This is a genomic window from Pseudoglutamicibacter albus (assembly GCF_022346425.1).
GTDB lineage: Bacteria > Actinomycetota > Actinomycetes > Actinomycetales > Micrococcaceae > Pseudoglutamicibacter > Pseudoglutamicibacter albus.
Genome location: NZ_JAKRCW010000002.1, coordinates 228,465 through 247,154 on the forward strand (window position 1 = coordinate 228,465; position 18,690 = coordinate 247,154).

The 18,690-nt window shown below is 61.8% G+C and carries 18 protein-coding genes and 2 tRNA genes; 14 read left to right on the forward strand and 6 right to left on the reverse strand.

All coding sequences use genetic code 11. The features are described 5' to 3' along the window. Positions 1 to 11 precede the first annotated feature (11 nt). From MHJ63_RS02400 to MHJ63_RS02410, 3 genes are all read left to right on the forward strand, one after another. Positions 12 to 215: a hypothetical protein gene (locus MHJ63_RS02400; protein ID WP_239446071.1), complete on the forward strand. Its 204-nt coding sequence runs from the start codon at positions 12 to 14 to the stop codon at positions 213 to 215. A gap of 458 nt (positions 216 to 673) precedes the next feature. Then, the gene (locus tag MHJ63_RS02405; protein ID WP_239446073.1) at positions 674 to 1,279 is read left to right on the forward strand and encodes a TetR/AcrR family transcriptional regulator; all 606 of its coding nucleotides are present in this window, start codon (positions 674 to 676) and stop codon (positions 1,277 to 1,279) included. Continuing rightward, positions 1,276 to 3,618: a PEP/pyruvate-binding domain-containing protein gene (locus tag MHJ63_RS02410; protein WP_239446074.1), complete on the forward strand. Its 2,343-nt coding sequence runs from the start codon at positions 1,276 to 1,278 to the stop codon at positions 3,616 to 3,618. Before MHJ63_RS02405 ends, MHJ63_RS02410 begins: the two co-directional genes overlap by 4 nt. On the opposite strand, the gene MHJ63_RS02415 is transcribed toward MHJ63_RS02410, so the two are convergent. Continuing rightward, positions 3,615 to 4,682 carry a DNA-3-methyladenine glycosylase family protein gene (locus MHJ63_RS02415; protein WP_239446075.1) on the reverse strand — a complete coding sequence of 356 codons (1,068 nt, stop codon included), beginning with the start codon at positions 4,680 to 4,682 and terminating at the stop codon, positions 3,615 to 3,617. The two genes, MHJ63_RS02410 and MHJ63_RS02415, sit on opposite strands and share 4 nt — an antisense overlap. Positions 4,683 to 4,748: 66 nt before the next feature. Here MHJ63_RS02415 and MHJ63_RS02420 point away from each other — a divergent pair, with 66 nt between their 5' ends. The 11 genes from MHJ63_RS02420 (at position 4,749) to MHJ63_RS02470 (ending at position 13,487) form a co-directional block, all read left to right on the forward strand. Beyond that, entirely contained in the window at positions 4,749 to 6,080 is a 1,332-nt protein-coding gene (locus MHJ63_RS02420) for a cystathionine beta-synthase (RefSeq protein ID WP_239446076.1), read from the forward strand. Positions 6,081 to 6,111: 31 nt separating this feature from the next. Continuing rightward, complete coding sequence (locus MHJ63_RS02425) at positions 6,112 to 7,431, forward strand: cystathionine gamma-synthase (protein WP_275435761.1); 1,320 nt, start codon at positions 6,112 to 6,114, stop codon at positions 7,429 to 7,431. A gap of 164 nt (positions 7,432 to 7,595) precedes the next feature. Next, positions 7,596 to 8,099 (forward strand): hypothetical protein, encoded by a 504-nt coding sequence (locus MHJ63_RS02430; RefSeq protein WP_239446077.1) that lies wholly within the window; start codon positions 7,596 to 7,598, stop codon positions 8,097 to 8,099. 276 nt (positions 8,100 to 8,375) lie between these two features. Further along, positions 8,376 to 10,391, forward strand: coding sequence for a DEAD/DEAH box helicase (locus tag MHJ63_RS02435; protein WP_420876125.1), 2,016 nt, complete (start codon positions 8,376 to 8,378; stop codon positions 10,389 to 10,391). Between the two features lie 74 nt (positions 10,392 to 10,465). Continuing rightward, positions 10,466 to 10,537 (forward strand) — tRNA-Thr (locus MHJ63_RS02440). A gap of 65 nt (positions 10,538 to 10,602) precedes the next feature. Continuing rightward, positions 10,603 to 10,676: transfer RNA gene (locus MHJ63_RS02445), tRNA-Met, on the forward strand. A 66-nt stretch (positions 10,677 to 10,742) separates the two neighbouring features. Then, positions 10,743 to 11,105, forward strand: coding sequence for an amphi-Trp domain-containing protein (locus MHJ63_RS02450; RefSeq protein ID WP_239446078.1), 363 nt, complete (start codon positions 10,743 to 10,745; stop codon positions 11,103 to 11,105). Positions 11,106 to 11,135: 30 nt separating this feature from the next. After that, on the forward strand, positions 11,136 to 11,387 hold the full coding sequence (locus MHJ63_RS02455; protein WP_239446079.1) for a hypothetical protein: 252 nt from the start codon (positions 11,136 to 11,138) through the stop codon (positions 11,385 to 11,387). A gap of 5 nt (positions 11,388 to 11,392) precedes the next feature. Further along, positions 11,393 to 11,842: an FAS1-like dehydratase domain-containing protein gene (locus MHJ63_RS02460; protein ID WP_239446080.1), complete on the forward strand. Its 450-nt coding sequence runs from the start codon at positions 11,393 to 11,395 to the stop codon at positions 11,840 to 11,842. A gap of 2 nt (positions 11,843 to 11,844) precedes the next feature. Beyond that, positions 11,845 to 12,294: a MaoC family dehydratase gene (locus tag MHJ63_RS02465; RefSeq protein WP_070506589.1), complete on the forward strand. Its 450-nt coding sequence runs from the start codon at positions 11,845 to 11,847 to the stop codon at positions 12,292 to 12,294. Continuing rightward, on the forward strand, positions 12,291 to 13,487 hold the full coding sequence (locus tag MHJ63_RS02470) for a UDP-N-acetylmuramate dehydrogenase (RefSeq protein WP_239446081.1): 1,197 nt from the start codon (positions 12,291 to 12,293) through the stop codon (positions 13,485 to 13,487). Before MHJ63_RS02465 ends, MHJ63_RS02470 begins: the two co-directional genes overlap by 4 nt. A gap of 141 nt (positions 13,488 to 13,628) precedes the next feature. Here MHJ63_RS02470 and asd read toward each other — a convergent pair whose 3' ends face one another. The 5 genes from asd to MHJ63_RS02495 form a co-directional block, all read right to left on the reverse strand. Next, positions 13,629 to 14,753 carry an aspartate-semialdehyde dehydrogenase gene (gene asd, locus MHJ63_RS02475; RefSeq protein WP_275435762.1) on the reverse strand — a complete coding sequence of 375 codons (1,125 nt, stop codon included), beginning with the start codon at positions 14,751 to 14,753 and terminating at the stop codon, positions 13,629 to 13,631. A gap of 94 nt (positions 14,754 to 14,847) precedes the next feature. Beyond that, positions 14,848 to 16,638, reverse strand: a complete 1,791-nt coding sequence (locus tag MHJ63_RS02480) for a choline/carnitine O-acyltransferase (protein ID WP_239446082.1) — start codon at positions 16,636 to 16,638, stop codon at positions 14,848 to 14,850. A gap of 117 nt (positions 16,639 to 16,755) precedes the next feature. Then, a complete protein-coding gene (locus tag MHJ63_RS10015; RefSeq protein WP_070490209.1) occupies positions 16,756 to 17,220 on the reverse strand; it encodes an NF038396 family protein in 465 nt (154 codons plus the stop codon). 1 nt (position 17,221) lies between these two features. Beyond that, complete coding sequence (locus tag MHJ63_RS02490; protein ID WP_239446083.1) at positions 17,222 to 17,794, reverse strand: dihydrofolate reductase; 573 nt, start codon at positions 17,792 to 17,794, stop codon at positions 17,222 to 17,224. 44 nt (positions 17,795 to 17,838) lie between these two features. After that, complete coding sequence (locus tag MHJ63_RS02495; RefSeq protein ID WP_101630421.1) at positions 17,839 to 18,645, reverse strand: thymidylate synthase; 807 nt, start codon at positions 18,643 to 18,645, stop codon at positions 17,839 to 17,841. Between the last annotated feature and the right edge of the window lie 45 nt (positions 18,646 to 18,690).

Consider the following 18,690-nt stretch of genomic DNA (forward strand, 5'->3'; position numbering starts at 1 on the left):
CAGCCCTGCACATGACGGCGGATCGCGGCGACCGCCTCATCTCCCGTCAGCTCGTCTCGCGCAGCACTTTCGAGAATGGCGCGCAATGCAGGGTCGGTCACTTCAAGGCCGGCCAGCGCGAGGGCAGCATCCGCGAATGCCAGGTGTTCGTCGACAACGGCCTGTGTCGACCGGATATCGTCTATGGCGCGAGCCAGGATGTGCCCCTTTCGTGAAGTGGTTCTAATTCAACCGGCGACGGCATGCTGGTCTTGGAACGAAAAGACAACGGCTGGAAGATTAGGGGGGTTCTACGGTGTCGAGCGCTAGCGAGCGAGAACAGATCGCCACAGCCGCTACCGGACCGGGGGCGCCCGTCCACAAGCCGGCGGCTGCGCCTGAGTCTTTTGCAAACCGTCCCGTGTGGCGCCAGGCGTGTACCGCTTCTGCGTTGGACCGCTCCGATTTGTTCGACACCACCAACACTCCCAACCGCACAGCTATCCTGCCGGGCCAAAGCAAACCCTGTAAAAACGACGTGCAGGCTCAGCAGGCCCCGCTCACTACCACCGCCGCCTGGACCATCTTCAAACCCCGCCAAACATGCTAACCCCAACACACGCAGCGGCACCTCATAAAACAGGCTAACTCCCACGTGAATGACCGCGGTCAAGTTTCTTGTTACTCTATCTTTATGAGTTCGAGTGATCGCGTCGCCCGTCGTAAAGAGGCGACCCGGAAACGGATCGTCGAAGCTGCAATGCAGCTGTTTCTGAAGCAAGGATTCGAGCAAACCTCGGTTTCCCAGATTTCAGAGGTTGCCGATATAGGGAAGGGCACGTTCTTTACCTACTTCGCAACCAAACAGGATGTCTTGTCATTCTTGGGTGAACAAGTGATGGCGGTCATGACAGATGCTGACACTCCAGGCGCCGGTGCCGCGGTTCGTTTGCAACGAGTGTTTAGCGCTGCTGGTGAGTGGTACGTAGAGAATGAGGCACCCGCGCGGCAAATGTGCATAGCTCGGATTTCATCCTTGAATCAAGCAGGTGTGTCCTCCTCACGTGAACCCTTGATGGCTTTGCTGCGATCGATCGTCAGCGAAGGTCTCGCCTCAGGTGAGTTTCGTCCCGTGGACAGGGAGGCCGCGGTGACGATGCTTGCATCGGCGTACTTCGCGCCCGTGGCGCAGTGGACGTGGCAGCAAGGCGGACCGACGCTACCGGAGCGACTCACACAACAGCTGGAACTCGCACTCGCTGCAATGGTGGATACCTCTTCAGCAAGGGAAGCCTCATGATTATCCCGTTCACTGAAGCGACCCTGGCCACTGGCGGTGGTAAAGCAGTGAACCTCGGTGTGCTGGAACGAGCGGGACTGCCCGTCCCTGAAGGTTTCGTTGTGTCTGCAGACACATATCGCGAAGCAACCGCCGGCCTAGATATAGATGCGCTCCTCTCACAAGGGCCAGACGCCGTCCGGGCAGCTGTAGAAGGTCAAAACGTGCCAGACGCCATCGCCCGGGAAATCGGCAACCAGTTGAGCACGTGGGGTGAGAACGTAGCGGTGGCTGTGCGATCTTCGGCAACCGCAGAGGACCTCCCCGAAGCATCTTTCGCCGGTCAACAGGACACCTTTCTTGGGATTTTCGGCACGGACGCCGTATTGGAAGCGGTCCGTAAATGTTGGGGATCACTCTGGACCGCTCGAGCCGTTGACTATCGACGCCGTCACGGTATTGAGCATCATGACGTTGCTCTAGCTGTGGTTGTTCAGAAGCTCGTCGACGCCGACACTGCAGGAGTCTTATTCACCTGCGACCCAGTCAGCGGCGGAGAAGAAACACTCATCAACGCCTCCTGGGGACTAGGGGAGAGCGTGGTCTCAGGAGCAGTGACCCCAGACGAATACCGTGCAACGACCAGCAGTGTTCTGGAGCGGCGACTCGGGGCAAAACAGACCCGCATCGACCGCCATGGTTCTTCCGCCCGCATCGCTGACGTTCCCCAAGATGACCGGCACCGCCTCTGTCTCACTGATGACCAAGTGCTTGAGCTCGCCCGGCTCGGGGAAACCGTGCAAGAGCTTTACGGTGCAGGCATGGACCTCGAATGGGCTTACACAGACACCACTTTGTGGCTACTTCAAGCTCGACCTATCACCACTACTGCGAGCACCGAGACGGCTACACAACAGGTTCCACAACGAACCGTCTCTGGCCGACGGATCGGTAGGGCATCCCGTGTATTCCACACTGACCTCGTCGAACACTACCCGGGGCCGTACCCCCTCGACCTTTGCGCGATCCTTCCTATGCATCGGCAACTGCAGGCCGGGATGGCGAACATCGGTATCACTGCGACCCCCATCGAGCAGCTCCTTGAAATGAAACCCGATGGAACTATCACAGCTGCCTACCCCGACATCCGTGTGGGTTGGCGGCTGGTCCGCCTCCTTGGATACCGGTCCCCAGACCCGGCTGACTGGCCCACCGTGGAAGCTGATTACCGCAGGAAACTAGATAGCTCTCTGCCCTCGGAACTCGCCCCGGTTGCAGACCAAGAACTCCTGGCACTCCTCGAGAAGATTTTGGGTCTGGTCAGTGACATAGCGCGGGTGAGATTTCTCGACTATGTCGGGCCTGCACAACTCACAGCGCTCAAAATCGGCTACTACTTGGCTCTGGCCAGGAGACGAGACCTCGATGCATACGACCTACTCGGAGACCTCGACTACACTACGGTGGTGATCGACAAGGAACTCCATAAGCTCGCAAGCCTCGAGCCAAATTCCTCTACCTATCGCGACATGCGGCGGCGTTTCCTCGACGAGTATGGCGCCCGAACTGCACAGCTGTACCTGCCCTTTTCTCATAGGTCTTGGAGAGAAGACCCCGCTAGCCTTGATGCAACGCTGGACGCTGTGCGCCGTTCGCCGCGTGGCCTTGCTGATAAACCTTCCCATCAAGAACTCGTCGAGGAAATCAAGGGCCGGTTACCGGCCCTTGCCCGCCGCGGGTTCGCCCGTACCCTGACGGCCTGGCGGAACGGTCACGTCGCTCGTGAAGCATCGGTATACCTCATTGAGGAGGCGTACGTGATCGCGCGTCGCGTGACCGATGAGATCGCAAACCGACTGCACCGGCGTGAAGCCCTCGAAACTGTCGAGCAGTTGAAGTACCTTACGTTGACCGAAATCCAGGACACACTGGTCAGGGACACGTCCGCTCATCAGACGCGACTGATCGCCAGCCAACGCGAAGCCGCACGGCCACATGCCGCCGCAGCGTGGTGGACTCACACCGATCAAACCAAAGCGTCGAAGCTTGCCGGGACAGCAGGAAGTCCCGGACTGGCCACGGGCCCTGTACGGGTCATCACAGGGCCTGAAGACTTCAACCAACCCCAGCCGGGAGACATCCTGGTGTGCCACTACACGGATCCATCCTGGACGCCATTGTTCGGCCTGGCGGCCGCTGTCATAGCCGATACTGGAGGTCGCCTCTCCCACGCTGCCATCGTTGCTCGTGAATACGGCATTCCCGCCGTGATGGGCGCGAGCGGAGCGACCAGCGCACTGAAGAATGGACAGATGATCACTGTCAACGGGACCAAAGGCACCATCAGCGCTGGGTTCTAGTGCCAGCGGTGATCGTTCGCGTGGAGCCGGGGTCCCATGCGTTGTTTGGTTGCGCCGCCTTCCGCTAGCAGCCGCACAACCCGTTGCCGGTGCCCAGTCCACGGGGCCAGAAGTTGCTCCATCTCCCGGTCGGTGGCTCGGCGGCCGGTCAACGCCCACCCCACGTTGTGTGCCACATGGTAGTCCCCGAAAGACACGTTATCGCCTGAACCGTGGCTGCGTTGCAGAACCTCCGCGGCCGTCCACACACCAACCCCCGGGATGCTGCGCAACGCAGACTCGATCTGCAGTAGACCACTGTTCGGCCCACCCGCCGGGACGCTGGCTTGTAGCCGCCGCAGTGCCGACTCACGTTCAAGAGCGCGCACCAGAGTATTGCGCCGTTTACTATCCACGCGCGCCTGATGCCACTCCCACGACGAGATCCGTGTCCACCCAGCCCCGGTGGGAGGAACGAACAGTTCACCGGTTCGGCCCATCGGCCCGGGGGAAGGGTCCCCAAAACGAGTCACAAGTCGTAACCACGCCCCGAACGCCTCGTGCGCTGTGACCTTTTGCGCCAAGATCGCCGCCGCGAGATGCTCAGGTAACGCACCAGAAGACCCCAACAACAGGCCCGGACGTTCGGAACGCATCCGCTGAACCAAGGCAGGGAGGTCGGGCAAAGAATCGAACTCGGTCCAGTCATCACTACGCCCCAGCCAGTCGGGAGCATCCTGCAGGGCTTCTACCGCACCAGGGCCCCACGCCTGAAACCTGACCTGACGTGCCAACGGCCCACCCATACCGCGGGCGGCACCCCGGTTCGCTTGCGCCGACCGCGCCCGCACCGCCCCGCCGGCAACCGCGGACGCGCTCACCCCTTCCGGCACAATCCTGACCTCAGCGATCCCGGACGGATAACGCACAGCCCGCCACGCATCGTGCGCATTGATCCGCAACGATGGGTCACGCCGCCCATACTGAAAAGCGGACACCACGGCACGCCACTCCAACGGGACCGGCGGAACCCAGCTGGCCTCAGCATCGGGGGCCATACCTTCACCGGATACAGGAACGCTCATATAGATACTGTTGCATGCGCCCCTGACAGTTTCGCGGCGAGCGTGCGGCGCCGGTACCGTGGACTTATGCGTTACGCGAATTCCGTATTGGACCTCATTGGTGGCACCCCGCTGGTCAAACTCAACTCGGTCACGGACGGCATTAAAGCGACCGTGCTCGCCAAGCTCGAGTTCTTGAATCCGGGCGGTTCGATCAAAGACCGTATTGCGTTGAAAATGATCGAACAAGCCGAGGAAGCCGGGAAACTCAGTGCCGGCGGAACGATCGTTGAGCCGACCTCCGGCAACACTGGCGTGGGGCTTGCGATGGTGGGGCAGCTCAAAGGGTACCGGACGGTATTCGTGACCCCGGAGAAGGTCGCGGAAGAGAAACGCTCCGTCTTGAAGGCCTACGGGGCAGAGGTTGTGGTTACCCCGAACGGTGTGGCACCTGATTCACCGGAGTCCTACTACGGGGTTTCGGACCGTCTGGAACGCGAGATCGACGGCGCCTATAAGCCGGACCAGTTCTCTAATCCTGCCGCCCCGGAGTCACATTACGAAACTACCGGCCCCGAAATCTGGGCTGATACCGAAGGCCGCGTCACCCACGTGGTCATGGGTGCGGGTACCGGCGGCACAGTCACGGGTACGGGCCGATACCTCAAAGAAGTGTCCGATGGCGCAGTCCAGGTGATCGTCGCTGACCCGGATGGCTCGGTGTATTCCGGCGGCACGGGCCGCCCGTACGCGGTCGAAGGTGTTGGCGATGACATGTGGCCGGGCAACTATGATCCCGAGATTCCCGATGCGGTCGAAGCTGTGAGCGATGCCGAAGCGTTTGCGATGGCGCGCCGCTTGGCTAAGGAAGAAGGCCTTCTGGTGGGTGGGTCATCCGGGCTCGCCGTGGTCACCGCGCTGAATGCGGCCCGTGATCTTCCCGAGGACGCCGTTGTGGTTGTGGTGCTACCGGATTCCGGCCGCGGCTACATGGGTAAGTTCTTCAACGACACCTGGATGCTCACCAACGGCTACAGCATCCAGGTGCCCGATGAGGCATCCACTGTTGGTGCGCAACAACAGCTGCCAGGGGTGCGCGGCGTGGACGAAGGCGTTACGCTCGCTGAAGCGAAGGAAGCGCTGGATGCCGCGGGTGTGAACGTTTTGCCTGTTGTTAGGGGCGGGCATTGGCCGGCCCGCGTAGGGGAGTTGGTGGGGTCGGTCACGCGCGAATCGGTGCTCTCCGCGCTGGATGCGGGCTCATCCCCGGAAACCTCGATTGATGCCGCGCACGCGGTGGGGCAGCACATGCCCACGATCGGGTGGTGTCAACCAGCCGAATGTTTGCACGAGCTGTTACGCGCCAACTCTGGCGTGGTGCTCTTACGCGATGGCGAAGCCATCGACGTCCTAACCTGAATTGAACCTTTGAGATTGCATGGAGCGTGGAATGAGCGAGAACAAAAAAGACCACAACAACGAACACAAGACCACCGACCACGACGCTACTGAGCAGGGCGGTGCTGCGCAGGACGCTACGGAACAGGACGCCACGGAGCAGGGCACCGCTGAGAAGGGTGCCGCTGAGCAGGGTGTTTCTGAGCAGCGGGCCAAGGACATGCAGGGTTTGGGTTTCTCGACCCGGGCCGTGCACGCAGGTCAAGAGTTCGATCCGATCACTGGCGCGGTGATCCCGCCGCTGCACATGTCCACGACGTACCACCCGCACTCGGTGGGTAACCTGCGTTTGGGGTACGACTATTCGCGCGGCACTAACCCGACCCGCGATAACTGGCAGGAGCAGATCGCCGCCCTGGAAGGTGGCGCCTACGGTATTTCTTTCGCCTCGGGCTTGGGTGCTGAGGACGCGATCATCCGGAGCTTGCTTTCGCCGCGGGACCGCATCGTGATGGGTAACGATGTTTATGGCGGCACGCATCGTTTGATCGATAAGATCCACGGCCCTAACGGCATCCGCCACACCCCCGTGGACATGACGGACACGGCGGCCGCTGTGCAGGCGATCCGTGAGGATGCGACCGCGATGGTGTGGATTGAGACTCCATCGAACCCGCTCATGAAGATCGCGGATATCGAGGCGTTGACAGCTGCCGGGCATGAGGCTGGCGCGATCGTTGTGGTGGATAACACGTTCGCTTCCCCGTACCTGCAGTCCCCCCTCGCACTCGGGGCGGACTTGGTGGTTCACTCGACCACTAAGTACCTTGGCGGGCATTCCGATGTGGTGGGCGGCGCAGTCGTTACCAACTCGGAGGAGCTAGCGGATAAGGTCCGGTTCATCCAGTTCGCTGCGGGCAACCAGTCCTCACCGTTCGATGCGTACATGACCACGCGTGGCGCGAAGACACTCGCGGTGCGGATGGAGCGCCACTGCGATAACGCTGAAGCGGTAGTGAAATGGTTGCGGGGCCGTAAGGAAGTCACGAAGGTTCTATATCCGGGACTTGCGGATCATCCGGGGCATCATGTTGCGGCACGGCAGATGAAGCGTTTTGGCGGCATGGTTTCCTTCCGGCTGGCAGGCGGTGCGGTTGCGGCACGGGCTGTTGCGGAGAGCACGGAACTGTTCAGGCTCGCGGAGTCGCTGGGCGGGATCGAATCCCTCATGAACTATCCGGCTGAGATGACCCACGCTTCCGTCAAGGGAACCGAACTAGAAGTGCCGGACGATCTGCTGCGGCTATCGGTCGGTATCGAGGACGTTGAAGACCTCATCGCAGACCTCGAACAAGCCTTCGCGCGGCTATAGGCCAGCACCCGGTGCGCGCCGCCGGTGAAAGTATCCGGTGCGCGCTGCCGGGAGCGCTGCCCGGTGAGCGCGGCCGAATTGTTATCTAAAACCGCTTGTGGGTGGTAGGCGGGCGCATTACTGTTCTCGCTATAGCTGTTGAAACGGGCAGTGGAGGTTCTTTAATGGCTTATTCAGCGAACGCAAGGAAACTACTCGCGAGTACTGGTGTGGTTCTTGCCGTTGGGGCAGGGCTGACCGGGTGTGATGCGTTTGGAAACGGTTGCGGTAAAGGTGCAGCTTCGCCTGAGGAAGCCGTTGAGGAATTCATTTCAGCTGCAGTGGCTGAAGATGCCCAGAAAGCGTGTTCAGTCGGCGAAGAGGTCGCGACCACTGAGAACATCCAGCCGGTCATGGCGAAATACCGCGAAAAATACGCGGACCGTGACCTCAGCAAACTGACCTTCGAAAATCTCCCCGACCTACGAATGGGAAGCTCATTCGTTGTGAAGGTCGCTGAGAATGGTCGCGAGATCGAACGCATCAACGTCGCAGCCTATAAGGACAAGTACCAGTTCCCGACCAACCCGTCAGAAGACGGGGAGGACCAGAGTTCTCCCGCAGATTCAGAGCAGCCATCCGCATCAACGGAACCGGCAGCGTCTAAGGAATCATCAGGGGATAAATAAACCAGCCGGAGGCGGGACTCTTGTGAGTCCCGCCTCCTTTATGGGTTCCGCGGCAGGCTGCGGGGTAGACTGGATTATCCGCCGATATCCGGCTTTCCCTCATTAAATGCATGCCCCTTCGAACGGGGTCTATTCGCATGTGGTTTGTGTGCCTCGCCCGATGCGCGGCACTGTGTGTCGTGGAGGGAGTGAGCCGGTCACGGGCGTAACGCCCGCGTCCCGCGCACCCCACGAGTGCACGGTTGACGCCTCCCGCAGAAACAGGAGGCCACCGAGATGGCTCAAACTGACATGGCTGAAAATCGCGAAACCACCAGCACCGAAACCAAGCCGGAGGGCCCGACGTTCGCTGAGCTGAACATCGAACCCCGCGTTCTGGCAGCGGTGGAAGACCTCGGCTACGAGCGCCCTTCACCTATCCAAGCCGCGACCATCCCGACCCTGCTTGAAGGCCGCGACGTCGTGGGACTCGCACAGACCGGAACCGGTAAGACCGCGGCGTTCGCGATCCCCGCGCTCACCAAGATCGCCGAAATCAACGACGTCAACGGGCCAGCCGAAACCCCGCAGATCCTCGTGCTCGCACCAACCCGCGAACTCGCGCTCCAGGTAGCGGAAGCGTTCTCCTCCTACGCACGCTACTTCGACGACCTCACGATCCTGCCCGTCTACGGCGGCTCCCCATACGGTCCACAGCTCAAAGCGCTGCGCCGCGGGGCGCAGGTTGTGGTGGGCACCCCAGGCCGCGTTATCGACCACATCGAACGCGGATCACTCGATCTCTCCAGCATCCTCTACGTGGTACTCGACGAAGCCGACGAAATGCTACGCATGGGCTTCGCCGAAGCCGTGGACACGATCCTCGAATCCACGCCGGAAGACAAGCAGGTCGCGCTGTTCTCCGCGACGATGCCCAAGCAGATCCGCCGCATCGCCGACACCTACCTCCGCGACCCCGAGCACATCGCAGTGGACACCGCATCGACCCCTGGCGCGAACATCCGTCAGCGCTACATCCAGGTCATGCACCAGTACAAGCTCGACGTCATGACGCGCCTGCTGGAAACCGAAGACACCGACGGCGTGATCGCTTTCGTGCGCACCCGCCAGGCGACCGAAGACGTCGCAACCAAGCTCAAGGCCCGTGGCTTCCGTGCCGCGGCGATCAACGGCGATGTCCCGCAGGTCCAGCGCGAGAAGACGGTGGATCAGCTCCGCGACGGCGTGATCGACATCCTCGTTGCGACCGACGTTGCCGCACGCGGGCTCGACGTTGAACGCATCTCTCACGTGTTCAACTACGACATCCCGCACGACACCGAATCCTATGTCCACCGCATCGGCCGCACAGGCCGCGCAGGGCGTACCGGGGACGCGATCCTGTTCATGACCCCGCGCGAACGCTACCTGCTCAAGCACATCGAACGCGCAACTGGCGGGACCGTCGAAGAAGCACAGATCCCGGGGATCGAAGCCGTCAACTCGTCCCGTCTGGGCCGGCTCGCTGAGCGCCTCACACCTGCGCTCGAGCAAGAAGATCTCACCCCGTACCGCGAACTCGTGACCGACTACGTTGCCGAGAACGACGTTGACGCCGTGCAGGTTGCTGCTGCGTTCGCTTTTCTCGCTCAGGGCGGCAAGCCTCTGCTGACCGAGGAAATTCCGACCACGCCGCCAGCGAAGAAAAAACGCACCAAACGCGAACGCGCACAGCACGATGCGGTGGCGGGCGAGCGCGGTGCCGCCGAGTCCCGTAGCCGTGGCAGCCGTGGCAGCCGGGACGACAGCGACAAGGTCACCTATAAACTCGCTGTGGGCCGCCGCAACCGCGCCATGCCTGGCGCTATCGTTGGCGCGCTCGCCAACGAAGGCGGGCTCGTATCCAGCGATATCGGCCACATCGACATTCGTGAAAACTTCACACTCGTGGACCTGCCAGCGGATATGCCGGACTCAACCCTGGAGTTGCTGGCAGACACCCGGGTGGCCGGGCGCCGCATCGACATCCAGCTTGATCACGGCGGGCCATCCCGCGCGCCACGCGGTGGGGGCCGCCCACACCCTGAGCGTCGGGGCGGGTACCGCGATGAGCACCGCGAAGACCGGGGCGGCCACGGAGGGAAGTATGGCGGCCGTGAGAATCGTCACGCTTCCGGTTCCCGCGGTAAAAAGTCCTGGGACCGTGACGACCGCAAGGGCAGTTTCAAGCACAAGAAGAAGGACTCTGCTGCCCGTAAATTCAAGGATTCCAAAGACAAAGGCGCGCCTAAGTGGAAGCGCCGTGGCCGGTAAATGTCCGGCTACAGGTGAAGAGCTCGATGCGTTTTTGGCGTTGGGAATAAACCCTGGTAGAGTCTTCATCTGTTGCCCCCTTAGCTCAGTGGTAGAGCGCAGTCTTGGTAAGACTGAGGTCATGGGATCGATTCCCATAGGGGGCTCTGAATGAGAATCCCGCAAGGCCCCCTCCGGTTCGGGTCGGGGCCGGCGGGATTTTCTCATTCGTGGCGGTGTAGCTCAGCTGGTTAGAGCGCACGACTCATAATCGTGAGGTCGCGGGATCGAGTCCCGCCACCGCTACAAACAAAGACCCTCAGCCTCAGGCTGGGGGTCTTTCTGTTATAGCTTTAGGGGAAGGGGGTAACCATGACTGACCGTGCTACGGGCCAAGGGCCGAACCTTGATAGGGGAGGGCGCGACGAGACGCAGAGCGAAGGCGCGCAACCTCTGAACATCAAAGCGAAAGAAACGATGAGCCGGGAACAGCTCGCCGATCTCCTCGAAGGGCTCGCGCAGCGCATCCGCACAGGCGAAGCCACCGTCTCCGACGGCGTGACCGCAGAAACCCTGCAGCTCCCGCACACCCTCAAGGTCGAGCTCGAGGCCAAAGATGTAACCCGCCGCAGCGGCCGCATCAAACGCGAATTCGAACTCGAAATGGAATGGTACGTCGACGCCCACGGCCAACCAGAGCAAGGCACCAAGCCCACCGGCATCTCGATCAGCTAAACCCGCGCATCGGCCACTAGACTGGTAACTATGCTCAACTGGGACTCCGCCTCTACACTCACGAAGGCCATGCTGATCGCGACCATCGCCGCGGTCCTCATCGGCCTCGTGTTCCTCATTATGGGCGCCATCCAAGACAACACCGGTCTGTTCACCGCCGCATCCGTGTTCCTCATGATCGGCATCATCGCCCACGTCATCGGATTCGGTTCTCGCATGCGGGACGGCCGCCGAGCACTCAAACAGAAAATGAACAGCGCCGGACCGCGGCGCGGAAGGTGAGCCACATGGGCGTGAATGCAGACCTGCAGGGCCACACGTACCCTGCCGCCGCACCATATTCGGTCGGACGAGAAGCAATCCGCGACTTCGCACGCGCAGTCAAAGCAACCCATCCACACCACTACGATGTGAAAGCCGCGCAAGCCGCCGGCCACGCCGACCTCGTCGCCCCGCCAACCTTCGCGGTCGTGATCGCACAGCGCGCCGAAGCCGCCTACATCACCGACCCGAACTCCGGCATCGACTTCTCCCGCGTCGTCCACGCAGACGAACGCTTTACCCACGTCCGCCCGCTCGTCGCCGGCGACGAAATCACCGCCACCGTGACCGTGGACCGCGCCCGCGCCGTCGGAACCGGCGGGATGGTCACCACATCAACCGTGCTCACAGACGCAAACGGCGAAACCGTCAGCACCGTACGCTCAACCCTCATGATCCGCGGGGAGGACGACTAAGAATGGCTGCCTTCGAAACGGGCCAAGAACTCGGCCGCACACAGATCGAACTGACCCGCGCCGACCTCATCCGCTACGCCGGCGCATCGGGCGACTTCAACCCGATCCACTGGAACGACCGCTTCGCAACCGAAGTAGGGCTACCCGGCGTGATCGCGCACGGAATGCTCACGATGGGCGCTGCCGTTCAGCTCGTAACCGACTGGGCAGGGTGCCCCGGCAGGATCGAGGACTACCAGACCCGCTTCACCGGCATGGTCCCAGTGGCCGATGAGGCCGGCACGAACCCCGCCGAATCCGTAGGCGCAACCCTCGATGTGGTTGCCACGGTCGGCAAGGTTGTGGACGAAGACCGCATCCGCGTGGACCTCGAAGTGACCTTGGACGGCGAGAAAGTACTCAACCGCGCGCAAGCGATCGTGAATGTCGCCGGACGCTCCGAGGCCGCATGAGCCAGCAGGTGCAACAGGGCCAGCAGCAGGGCCAGCAAGAACCAGAGGGCCAGCGGAATCTCAGCGAGATCACAACGATGGGCGTAGGCGGGCCAGCCGACCGCTTCATCGTGGCCCGCACGCGTGACGAAATCCTCGAAGCAGTCCAAGAGGCCGACGCCGCCGGAACCCCGCTGCTGATTGTTGGCGGCGGCTCCAACCTGGTGATCGCTGACGAAGGCTACCGGGGGACCGTCCTGCAGATCGCAACCCGTGGCATCACCGTCGGCGAAGAAGATCAACCGGGTCAAGACGCCGCTGGCGGTGGTGAAGGGGCTGGCACTTCTGATGCCACCCAAGCCGCCGCCGGGGATGGCATTGTTCCGGTGACGATCGAGGCAGGGCATCCGTGGGACGAGGCCGTCGCGTGGACCGTTGAACACGAGCTCGGAGGGCTTGAAGCCCTCTCTGGCATCCCTGGTGCGGCTGGTGCGACCCCGGTTCAGAACGTGGGCGCGTACGGTGCTGACGTCTCCAACACGTTGCTCTCGATCGAGGCGTGGGACCGGCACGAAGGCAAGCTCGTGACCCTGCAGGCCTCCGAGCTGGAGTTGACCTACCGGAACTCCGTGTTGAAGCGCGCAACCCAGAACGGTTCGCCTCGCTGGGTCGTGTTGGCCGTGACGTTCGGGCTCAAACGAGGCGAGGCGTTGCCTGTCGCTTACGATCAGCTCGCTCGCGCACTCAACGTCGAGCTCGGGACCCGGGTCTCGCTGGCTGAAGTCCGTACCGCCGTGTTGGGTTTGCGGCGCTCTAAAGGGATGGTCTTGGAGGCGGGGGACCCAGACACGAACTCGTGCGGTTCATTCTTCATGAACCCGATTGTCGAGGAATCGCTCACTGCCGCGTTGCCAGCGGATGCTCCGCGCTATCCGGCGGGCAAGGACGGCTACGTCAAACTGTCTGCGGCGTGGCTGATCGACCACGCGGGCTATCACAAGGGCTTCGGAATGAAAGGCCAGCCGGGCGAGGAGGTCGCCGGCGGCCGCGCATCGTTGTCCTCTAAGCACACACTTGCCGTCACCAACCAGGGTGGTGCCTCGTGCGCTGACGTCGTGGCGCTCGCCCGTGCGGTACGCGACGGAGTCAAGGAAGCGTGGGGGATTGAACTCCACCACGAGCCTCTGCTCATCGGGACCTCGCTCGGCGCATGAAACGCGACGCATGAATCGCGACGCCTAAAACGCGACCCCTGAAGCGAAGCCCGCATAGCGCGTTAAACGTGTGAGCGCTCAGCCACCGCGGCTGAGCGCTCACACGTTTAAGGACAGCTACGACCGCCTATAGATCGCCTTCTACAGGTTTCCGAGCGCGATCTGGAGCATGCGGCGCAGCGGCTCTGCCGCGCCCCACAGCAGCTGGTCGCCGACCGTGAACGCGGAAATGTACTGCGGGCCCATCTCCAACTGACGCAAGCGACCCACCGGGATGTTCAGCGTTCCGGATGCCGCGACCGGGGTCAGCTGATGCATGGTCGCTTCCTTCTCGTTCGGAACAACAGTGGCCCATTCGTTATCGGAGTCGATCAGGCGGGCGACCTCGTCGAGGCCCACGTCTTCACGCAACTTGATCGTGAGAGCCTGCGAGTGGGACCGCATCGCGCCGATGCGCACGCATAGGCCATCGACCATGATGTGGTTCTCAGCCGTGGTGCCCAGAACCTTGTTGGTCTCCACGCCGGCTTTCCACTCTTCGCGGGACTGGCCGTTGCCGAGGTCGGAATCGATCCACGGGATGAGGTTGCCCGCCAGTGGCACACCGAACTGGGTTGCGTCGAGTTCACCGGAACGCTGTTTACGCAGAACGTCGGTGTCGATCTGGGTGATCGCGGACGCCGGATCATCCAGCAGCTCCTTGACGGATGCGTTGATATCGCCGAACTGGGTCAGCAGCTCACGCATGTGGCGCGCGCCGCCACCCGAAGCCGCCTGGTACGTCATCGAGGTCGCCCATTCGACCAGGCCGTTGCGGAACAGGCCGCCTAGCCCCATGAGCATGCAGGATACGGTGCAGTTACCGCCCACAAAATCCTTGACGCCGGTCTCAAGGCCGCGGTCGATCACGTTCCGGTTGACCGGATCCAGCACGATGATCGAGTCGTCTTCCATCCGCAACGTGCTCGCTGCATCGATCCAGATGCCGTCCCAGCCTGCCGCACGCAGCTTGCCGTGCACAGCGCTCGTGTAGTCGCCGCCTTGCGCGGTGACGATGATCGGCAGCTTGGCGAGCTCATCGATATCGTGAGCATCCTTGAGCGCTGGCGCGCCCTCAGCGAACGATGGGGCGGCCGCGCCAGCCTGGGACGTCGAGAAGAACACCGGGTCAATACCGGCGAAATCCCCTTCATCTTGCATACGCTGCATGAGGACCGAACCCACCATGCCGCGGTAACCGACAAAACCTACAGCCTTAGAAGTCATAGCTTCAAGGCTACGCGAGAACGCTGGCGCTAAGCCCGAATCTTTCGCATTATGATCCCGGCAGGCGTTCGGCTCGCCAGGGCAGGTCAGAGCCTCACTGCTGCAGGAACTCCCACAGCATCTCAGATGCCTTGATGAGGTTCGCTGTGAACTCCTCGGGTTTCTCCGCGGTATCCACATTCCACGAGACACAGAACTCGGTGGCTTCCGGCAACGGAGTATAGGAGATGCCGAAACCCTCCGGCCGGGTGGGTACAAAGCAGTAACGCACAATCTGCTCGGGGCCACCCACCGAGGTCGTGGAGAGGAAGTCCCGGCGCGCTGCCAGCACGGCGTCATCGGTGAAGAACGGATCGCTGCCATCGATCGTCGCCATCATTTGGATGTGGCGATCGAATCCGTTACCGGACTTGCAGCGCTTGACCCAGCCGCGGTGTGCCTCGACGGCGGCCAGCAGATCCTCATGAGTCGCGGTGCCTGCAACGAGTTTGTGAGCGAAAGCAACGGCCTCGCCGGTAGCGGAACGCAGACATTCGGTGCGGCCAGCACGGTATTCACGCATATCCACGGCCTCATAGACCGCGCGGACGCGACCATAAGTGAGCTGCTGCGCGATGTGCATGGTCAGCTGAGCAGCCGCGTCACGGCTGATCTTGAACGGCATGTGCGCAGGTGGTCGATGCGGCGCGGTGACGATCTGCACCGTGAACTTCGAGGCCAGCTCCGTGTAGGCGGCAACCCGCTCACGGAGCTGCGCCGTGGTCGCCTCATCGAGCGTCCACACAAGCTCCTCGGCATCGAGCCGTGTGAGTTCTTCTGAGGTTTCCGCCGGCAACTGCACGGTCTGGAGGCGTTTCATGGCGGTGACCAGCGTGGCGCCGTCGATGCAGGAGTGCTCCACATGCACCGCGGCCCACGCCTCGTGAAGGCTCACCTGATAGCTCAACGGCTTATACGCCCATGCCCCGCGCGGGGTGAAGGTTGCTTCACGGATGCGCTGGGTATCACTGATGCGCTGAAAATCACGGATGCGCTGGGTATCTGTGGCGCCGCCGTCGGTCAATAGCTCGTCGGTCAATAGCTCAACGGTGAAGAGCATGTCGGCTAGACGGTCATACACCAGATGGTTGCCGCTGTGCTCCAGCATGTCTGGAAGCAGATCGTCAAGAACACCGGAACCCAGCAGGGAAGGGGCGTTGAAATCGAGCTCTGGGGGTTTCGTTGCCGCTGCTTGAATGTTCTCCAACGCGGCCCGCAGCGCTTCGGCGCAAGCCGGCTTGCCGGCACTGTCAGTGATAGGTACGGCGAAGAGGCGACCGTTGACGAAAACGCCGATCTCCCGGTTCGCCTCATCTAGCGTGCATGGGAAGACCTGATCTTCTTCCTCCAACGGGAGGCGTATTGAGCCACCGTAGACGAACCATTGATTCAACGTGATGCGGTTGCCGCGGGCATCCACATCCTCCGGCAGATTCCCAGAGGCCACCTGCAGGTGCACCATAGCTGCACGCTGGATGAACTCAACCGCTCCATCTAAGCCTAGAGGTGTGTGCTCGCGGGGGAGAGCGAGCTGGAAGCACACATTGGTGCTCAGAGGCAGCGGCTCACGGACGGTGAGGTAGCTGGAATACCATTCCTCGTGCAACCAGTTGGTGCCTTCAGCGGTGCGGGCCTCGGCGCGCTCACGCAGAGCGGCATCGAGCTTAGGGCCGGCGCCCGTGCGGAATTTCTCGACGATTTCGTGAGCGTGTTCCAGTTCAGCGCCTTCGAGTACTGAGCAGAGCGCATGCTCGTACGCATCGAGAGTGCCGTCCAACGGCGGGACCTCGAGCGGCTTCAGATCCAGTGTTGCAGGATGCGGGATGATCCCGGGATGCCTGGTCATGCTTCGAAGCCTCCTACAGCTAGATCTTCGCTACAGCACTGCGCTGAATCCTTATGGAACGCGGCCCCTAACAAACCCGGGACCTTAGGAATCGCAGGACGTAACAAGCCCGAGCCCTTAGGAATCGCGCTGTTTCTGCTCGGCCTGTTCTTGAGCCGCTTGTTTCTCTTCAGCTTGTGCGCGTTCGGTTTCGAGGCGCTCGGCTTCGCGTGCATGCCAACGGTCGATTGCTTCTTGACCGGTATAGAACTCCTCGACCGCTTCCATCCGTTCGGCAACGAGTTTCTTCCGGATGCTGATGCTGCGCACAGCAGCCCACACGAACGCCTGGACCACAACCACTAACAGGATCACGCCCGCGATCTTGTTGCCAACGATCACAGCCCACACACCCGCCGCCGCGCTCGCGAGCGCGAGCACCGGGAACAACATGTAGCCCAGCAGGAAATGCAGCTCCGGGCGTGGAGTGCCCAGAACCAGATCCTCGCTAGCGTCAGCTTCTGCGCTCGCCGCGTCGTTGTTCACTGACGCGCTACCCGCTGGGCCTTCCGGGGTCGTGTTTTTCTCCGGGGTCGTATTCATGTCAGCCTTTTCGTTGGTACACATCCACGCGGTAGCGCAGCTGTTGTTTTTCGCTCTCGATCCAGCCCTCACCGGCCGGGCTTGAGGTCACGTGTTCCCACCCCACACCGAGCTCGGGAGCGAGGGTGTCGCCTTCGACCTGGGTGTCAACCGTCGTGACCACCGCGAGGTTCGCCATCGGCTCCAACGCTTCGTAGATCGCGCCGCCACCAACAATCCAGACCTGCTCGCTGCCCTCGCTGTTGTAAGCGATGTCGAGGGCCTCAGCGATCGAATCCACAGCGTGTCCGCCCGCGGCAGCGACCTGGTGACGGGTCTCTGCTTGGCTGGTCAGCACGATGTTGGTGCGGTTGGGCAACGGACGGAACGCGGCCGGGATGGAATCCCAGGTTTTGCGCCCCATAATCACGGGGTGGCCTTCGGTCACGTGCTTGAAGAACGCGAGTTCCTCAGGCAGCCGCCACGGAATGTCACCGTCAACACCGATCACGCGTTCGGCCGACTGCGCCCAGATCATCCCGATCTGGCGTGCCGATTCGTGCGGTATGAAGTCGTCAGCGAAGTGTTGATGCATGGAACTGTTGGCTCAAAATCCTTGGAATCAGTCAGCCGGCTCGATCACACAGCGATGGGCGCCGCGATGCCCGGATGGTGTTGGTAGTTCTCGACGATGAAGTCTTCGAGCTCGTAGTCGAAAATGGACTCCGGCTTCCGCGCGAAACGCAACGTCGGGTACTCGTATGGTTCCCGTTCAAGCTGTGTTTTGACCTGCTCGATGTGGTTGTCATAAATGTGCACGTCGCCGCCGGTCCACACGAACTCGCCCGGTTCCAGGCCAAGCTGCTGAGCCATCATGTGCACGAGCAGCGAGTAGGAAGCGATGTTGAACGGGACGCCCAGGAATGTGTCAGCCGAACGCTGGTAGAGCTGGCACGAAAGCTTGCCGTCGGCGATGTAGAACTGGAAGAACGCGTGGCACGGAGGCAGCGCCATGTTCTTGATCTCGGCGACGTTCCAGGCAGAAACGATGTGGCGCCGCGAGTCAGGGTTCTCACGCAGCTGCTCCATGAGCTCTGCGATCTGGTCGATGTGCCCGCCGTCGGGAGTTGGCCACGAGCGCCACTGAACGCCATAGACCGGGCCGAGTTCGCCGTCTTCATCAGCCCACTCATTCCAGATGCTCACGCCACGTTCCTGGAGCCAGCGCACATTGGAATCGCCACGCAGGAACCACAGAAGCTCCAGCGCAACCGACTTGAAGTGCACCCGCTTGGTCGTGATGAGCGGCAGCGTTCCGTTGCTGAGGTCGTAGCGGATCTGCCGGCCGAAAACCGAGATGGTGCCAGTTCCGGTGCGGTCCGATTTCGGCGTCCCGTTCTCCAGGACGTCCTTGAGCATGTCTTCATATGGCGTGGGGACGGTCATGAGACTCGATTCTACGCAGGGAGTAGCCAAAAACACGGAAGGCTG

Bases quoted from the DNA above. Each gene is read 5' to 3' on its own strand.
- MHJ63_RS02455 (WP_239446079.1), top strand. From the start codon at position 11,136: ATGCTCAACTGGGACTCCGCCTCTACACTCACGAAGGCCATGCTGATC.
- MHJ63_RS02480 (WP_239446082.1), bottom strand. From the start codon at position 16,638: ATGACCAGGCATCCCGGGATCATCCCGCATCCTGCAACACTGGATCTG.
- MHJ63_RS02405 (WP_239446073.1), top strand. From the start codon at position 674: ATGAGTTCGAGTGATCGCGTCGCCCGTCGTAAAGAGGCGACCCGGAAA.
- MHJ63_RS02430 (WP_239446077.1), top strand. From the start codon at position 7,596: ATGGCTTATTCAGCGAACGCAAGGAAACTACTCGCGAGTACTGGTGTG.
- MHJ63_RS02495 (WP_101630421.1), bottom strand. From the start codon at position 18,645: ATGACCGTCCCCACGCCATATGAAGACATGCTCAAGGACGTCCTGGAG.
- MHJ63_RS02420 (WP_239446076.1), top strand. From the start codon at position 4,749: ATGCGTTACGCGAATTCCGTATTGGACCTCATTGGTGGCACCCCGCTG.
- MHJ63_RS02400 (WP_239446071.1), top strand. From the start codon at position 12: ATGACGGCGGATCGCGGCGACCGCCTCATCTCCCGTCAGCTCGTCTCG.
- MHJ63_RS02435 (WP_420876125.1), top strand. From the start codon at position 8,376: ATGGCTCAAACTGACATGGCTGAAAATCGCGAAACCACCAGCACCGAA.
- MHJ63_RS02490 (WP_239446083.1), bottom strand. From the start codon at position 17,794: ATGCATCAACACTTCGCTGACGACTTCATACCGCACGAATCGGCACGC.
- MHJ63_RS02410 (WP_239446074.1), top strand. From the start codon at position 1,276: ATGATTATCCCGTTCACTGAAGCGACCCTGGCCACTGGCGGTGGTAAA.
- MHJ63_RS02460 (WP_239446080.1), top strand. From the start codon at position 11,393: ATGGGCGTGAATGCAGACCTGCAGGGCCACACGTACCCTGCCGCCGCA.
- asd (WP_275435762.1), bottom strand. From the start codon at position 14,753: ATGACTTCTAAGGCTGTAGGTTTTGTCGGTTACCGCGGCATGGTGGGT.
- MHJ63_RS02470 (WP_239446081.1), top strand. From the start codon at position 12,291: ATGAGCCAGCAGGTGCAACAGGGCCAGCAGCAGGGCCAGCAAGAACCA.
- MHJ63_RS10015 (WP_070490209.1), bottom strand. From the start codon at position 17,220: ATGAATACGACCCCGGAGAAAAACACGACCCCGGAAGGCCCAGCGGGT.
- MHJ63_RS02465 (WP_070506589.1), top strand. From the start codon at position 11,845: ATGGCTGCCTTCGAAACGGGCCAAGAACTCGGCCGCACACAGATCGAA.
- MHJ63_RS02450 (WP_239446078.1), top strand. From the start codon at position 10,743: ATGACTGACCGTGCTACGGGCCAAGGGCCGAACCTTGATAGGGGAGGG.
- MHJ63_RS02415 (WP_239446075.1), bottom strand. From the start codon at position 4,682: ATGAGCGTTCCTGTATCCGGTGAAGGTATGGCCCCCGATGCTGAGGCC.
- MHJ63_RS02425 (WP_275435761.1), top strand. From the start codon at position 6,112: ATGAGCGAGAACAAAAAAGACCACAACAACGAACACAAGACCACCGAC.